2 protein-coding genes are annotated in these 5126 nt (G+C 68.0%); both read left to right on the forward strand.

What is annotated here, in order from left to right; all coding sequences use genetic code 11:
- On the forward strand, positions 1–1788 hold a 1788-nt coding region (locus ACFDR9_RS26885; RefSeq protein ID WP_409032958.1), incomplete at its 5' end, for a beta-ketoacyl synthase N-terminal-like domain-containing protein.
- A gap of 99 nt (positions 1789–1887) precedes the next feature.
- Positions 1888–5126: beta-ketoacyl synthase N-terminal-like domain-containing protein (locus tag ACFDR9_RS26890; protein WP_409032959.1), on the forward strand; the 3239-nt coding region annotated here is incomplete at its 3' end.

Below are 5126 nucleotides of genomic sequence, written 5' to 3' on the forward strand. Positions count from 1 at the left end.
GCCAACCCGTCCGGGTCGGCGTCGCCGCTATTGGCACAGGTACAGGCGTGGCTGATCGCCCTGCTGGCCGAGACGCTGAAGATGGACGCCGTCCACATCGACGCCGGCAACACCTTCCTCGAATACGGGGCGGACTCGGTGCTGTTGCTGCAACTGATACGCCAAGTGGCGCAGCGCACGGGCGGCGAGCTCGACCCATCCATCCTGTTCGAGTATCCGACCATTGCGGGCTTTGCCAAATGGCTGTGCGGCGCTTATCCCGCGCCGCTGGCGGCCGCCTTGCAGGGCGCGCCCGCCGCGGCGGCGCTGCCGCTGGCGCCGGCGCCGGCTCCGGCGCCGGCGTTGCCGCCCTTGGCGCCGCGCGCCGTGCCGGCGCCGCCGGCGGTGCAGGATATCGCGGTGGTCGGGCTGTCGTGCCGTTTTCCCGGCGCCGCCAATCTGGCGCAATTCTGGTCGCTGCTGGCCGAGGGCCGTTCGGCGATCGGTCCCGTGCCGGCGCGCCGCTGGGGCTATGAAAGCGGCCACCACGCCGGGCTGCTCGACAGCATCAGCCATTTCGATCCGGCGTTCTTCCTGACGTCGCAAGCGGACGCGCGCGCCATGGATCCGCAAGCGCTGCTGCTGCTGGAGGAAACGCTCAATCTGTTTTGCCATGCGGGTTACCGCCTGGACGAGCTCAAAGGCAGCCCCGTTGGCGTGTATGTGGGCGCGCGCAGCCAGCACCGGGCCGATGACGACGCCTTCAGCAAGGCGAACAATCCGGTCATGACGATCGGGCAGAACTACCTGGCGGCGAATGTCTCGCAGTTCTTCGACCTGCAAGGCCCCAGCCTGGTACTCGACAGCGCCTGTTCGTCGGCCCTCGTCGGCATGCATATCGCCATCCAGGCGCTGCGCGCGGGCGACATCACGTCCGCCGTGGTGGGCGGCGTGAGCCTGCTGAATACCGACGGCCCGTTCCAGGTGTTCGAACAGCGCGACATCCTGAGCCGCGAATTCCATATCTTCGACGCCCGCGCCAGCGGCGCCGTGCTGGGCGAGGGCGTCGGCATGGTGCTGCTGAAAACCGTCGACCAGGCGCAGCGCGACGGCGACCGCATCTACGCCACCATCAAGGCGGTGGCGGTGAACAACGACGGCCGCACGGCGGGGCCGGTGGCGCCGAGTTTCCAGGCGCAAAAGGCGGTGATGCAGGCGGCGCTGGAGCGCAGCGGCAAGCGCGCGGGGCAGATCGACCATGTCGAGGTCAACGGTTCGGGCTCGGAAGTGACGGACCTGCTGGAGCTGAAGGCGATCGAGGCGATCTACCGCGCCGGGGACGGCGCGCCGTGCAGCCTCGGTTCGATCAAGCCGAACATCGGCCATCCGCTGTGCGCGGAAGGCATCGCCAGCTTCATCAAGGTGGTGCTGATGCTGCATCACGGGCTGGACGTGCCGTTCCTGTCGGGCCAGCAGCCGATGCGCCATTACGACATGCAGGCGTCGCCGTTCCATTTCAACCGCGGCGCCAGCGCCTGGCGCGGCGCCGGCGTGCGCAGCGCGGCCATCAACAGCTTTGCCGACGGCGGCACCAATGTGCACGCGATCCTGGAGGCTTGGCCGGCGGCCGCCGCGGCCGAAGAGGGCGCGCCGGGCCGGCGCCCGCTGGCGCCGCCGGCGCTGAACTACATCGATGTGCGCCATACCGATGGCGGCGGCGACGCCGGCCTGTGGCAAGGCGAGGACATGACGGAGGTCGAGGCGGAGCATGCCGGGGCCGCCGACGCGGAGAGTTTTTGGGGTTTGTGATCGACTGAGGGCGTTCTCTACGTCTATCCAGGCGCAACGGTACACAAGATAAAGAGGTCAGATGTGAAAACGACGTTCTCCATAGGTAGTAAACATCCTGTGATTCAAGGTCATCTGGTACATGGCCAGCATTTGCTGCCGGGACTGGCCTATATCGATATGCTGTATCAGCTGTTTCGCAAGCATGGTCACGATTACCAGCAGCTGGAATTGCGCAATATGACCATTTACGCGCCCTTGCTGGTCGAACCGGACAGCGTCGTCCGGCTGACCATCGATTGCGCCGAGTCGGCGCCCGGCTGCTGGGATATCGCGATCGGCGGCAGCGGCGCCGGGGGCGCGGCCACGCGCTATGCAAAGGCGGAAATGCACCGCGTCGCCGCGGCCTCGTTCGAGGACAGCCTCGATCTTCAGGCGGCCAGGAGCGAAGCGGCGCGCACGCTGGATCTGGACGACGCTTATGCGCTCTGCCGCAGCCGCGATTTGCGGCATACGCCGTTCATGCGGGCCGTCGGCAGCGTGCATGAATTACCGCAAGCGATATTGGTCGAAGCGGCGCTGGGCGCGCAGGCCCTGGAGCAGGCGGCCGGCTCCATGTTTCATCCGGTCCTGATCGACGGCAGCGCCATCGGCGTCGCTGGTATGCAGCCGCCGTCGCCGGACCTGCACGTGCCCTTGTTTTACGAATCGTTCCGCGCCAGCGCCCTGCTCGATGGGCGCTGCGTCACGCGCGTCCTGAACACATCGATACGCCAGAGCGGCGAGCTATTTTATGCAACCCTGGAGTTTTTCGACGCGTCGGGACGCAAGGTGGCCGAGTTGCGCAATTGCGCCAACAAGCTGATACGCAACCCCGGTCTGATCGACCCGCGGCGCGAGCAAGCCGCAATGCCAGCGCCGGCGCCGGTGCGGGCGGCCGGCGGCGCCGACCGCGCGGCCAGCGCGATCGAAGCACTGCTGCGGCGCCTGATCGCGGCAAGGCTGGCGCTGCCGGCGCAGGCGATTCCGCTCAGCGCCGGATACTACGAAATGGGACTGGCGTCGGCCGATCTGCTCGAGGTGGTCGGTGGCCTCAACGCTATGGGCAAGCTCAGCCTGGCGCCGACCCTGCTGTTCGAATACCCGAACGTCGCCGAACTGGCCGCCTATCTGGCGGCGCACCATGCCGACAGTCTGCTGGCCGCCGAGGCGCCGCACGCCCTGCCGGAGGCGCAGCCGGCCGACGTGCTTTCCGCCGCCGCCGCCGCGGGGCCGGCCTTGCCGAATGTCGTGGCGGCGCCGCCCGCCGTACCCGCCGTACCCGCCGCAGCCCGCGTCGCCGCACAGCAGGAAGACATCGCCATTATCGGCCTGGCCGGGCGTTATCCTCGCGCCGCCAACGTGCAGCAGTTTTGGGACAACCTGAAAAACGGCAAGGACTGCATCAGCGAGATTCCGCCGCAGCGCTGGGATCACGGCCTGTATTTCGACCCCGACCGCAACCGGGAAGACAAGACCTACAGCAAATGGGGCGGCTTTATCGACGGCGTCGACGAATTCGACCCGATGTTTTTCAATATTCCGCCGCGCCACGCCGCGGCCACCGATCCGCAGGAACGCCTGTTCCTGCAGTGCGCCTATGCGACCCTGGAAGACGCCGGCTACACGCGCGACGCGCTGGCCAGGCAGGCGGACGGCAACGTCGGTGTCTTCGTCGGCGTGATGTACGAGGAATACCATTTATATGGCGCGCAGGAGCAGGCCCACGGACGCAACCTCACCGTCGGCGGCAATCTGGCCTCGGTGGCCAACCGGGTCTCGTACTTCTGCAATTTCAACGGTCCCAGCATGGTCGTCAACACCATGTGCTCGTCGTCGTTGACGGCGCTGCAACTGGCGTGCCAGAGCCTGCAGACGGGAGGGTGCCAACTGGCCCTGGCCGGCGGCGTGAATTTGTCGCTGCACCCGAATAAATACCTGATGCTGGGACAGGGCAAGTTCGTCTCGAGCAAAGGCCAGTGCGAAAGCTTCGGCGAGGGCGGCGACGGCTACGTGCCGTCCGAGGGCGTGGGCGCGGTGCTGCTCAAACCACTGTCGAAGGCGATCGCCGACGGCGACCACATCTATGGCGTCATCAAGGCCGTCACGCTCAATCACGGCGGCAAGGCCAACGGTTACACGGTGCCCAACCCGGGCGCGCAGAGCAAGCTGCTGACGCGCGCGCTGCGCGAGGCGGGCATCGACGCGCGCGACATCAGCTACATCGAGGCGCACGGCACCGGCACCTCGCTGGGCGACCCGATCGAGATCGCCGGCTTGAGCCGCGCCTTCCGCGCGCATACGCAGGACCGGCAATTTTGCGCCATTGGCTCGGCCAAGTCGAATATCGGCCATTGCGAGAGCGCCGCCGGCATCGCCGGCCTGACCAAGGTGCTACTACAGATGCGCCATGGCCAGTTGGCGCCGTCGCTGCATTCGGCCGTGCTCAATCCGCATATCGACTTCGCCGCCAGCCCGTTCGTGGTGCAGCAGGAGCTGGCCGAGTGGAAGCGCCCCGAATGCCTGCGCGACGGCGTGGCGGCCGAGGGAGTGCGCATCGCGGCCGTCTCGTCGTTCGGCGCCGGCGGCTCGAACGCCTGTGTGCTGGTTGCCGAATATGTGGCGCCGCCGCGCGCCGCCATCGCGGTGACGCGCGAGCGCCCGGCCTTGATTGTGCTGTCGGCCAAAAACGCAGACGGCTTGCGGGCGCAGGCGCTGCAACTGGTCGAGGCGCTGGACCAGCAGGGCTTGACCGACGCCGACCTGGCCGACATCGCCTACACCCTGCAGGTGGGACGGGAGGCGATGGAAGAGCGCCTGGCGCTCATTGCGCTGTCGGTCGAACAACTGCGGCACAGCCTGCAGGCGTGGTTGGCGGACGACGAGGACGGCGGTGAACGGTATCGCGGCCAGGTCAAGCGCGGCAGCGACGCGCTGGAGGTGTTCGGCAGCGACGAGGATATGGCGCACGCGGTCAACGGCGCGATCCAGGCCTGGCTGGCCAAAGGTAAGCATGGCAGCCTGCTCGATCTGTGGGTGAGGGGACTGGCGGTGGACTGGTCGCTGTTGCATGCCGACGGGGCGGACGCCGCGCCGCGCCGCATCAGCCTGCCGACCTATCCATTCGCGAAAGAGCGCTACTGGGTGCCGGCGGCGCCGGCCGTCGCGCTTGCCGGCGTGGCCGCCGTACCCGTGGCCGCCACGGCGCGCCAGGCGCTGCTGCTCAGCAAGGCATGGGAAGCGGCCGACGCGCCGCTGCGGCCGCGCGCCGGGCGACGCCTGGCGATACTGGCCGGGGCGGAGACGGCCGCGTTGGCGGC

This window comes from Janthinobacterium sp. CG_23.3 (genome assembly GCF_046115965.1).
In the GTDB taxonomy this organism is placed as follows: domain Bacteria; phylum Pseudomonadota; class Gammaproteobacteria; order Burkholderiales; family Burkholderiaceae_D; genus Janthinobacterium.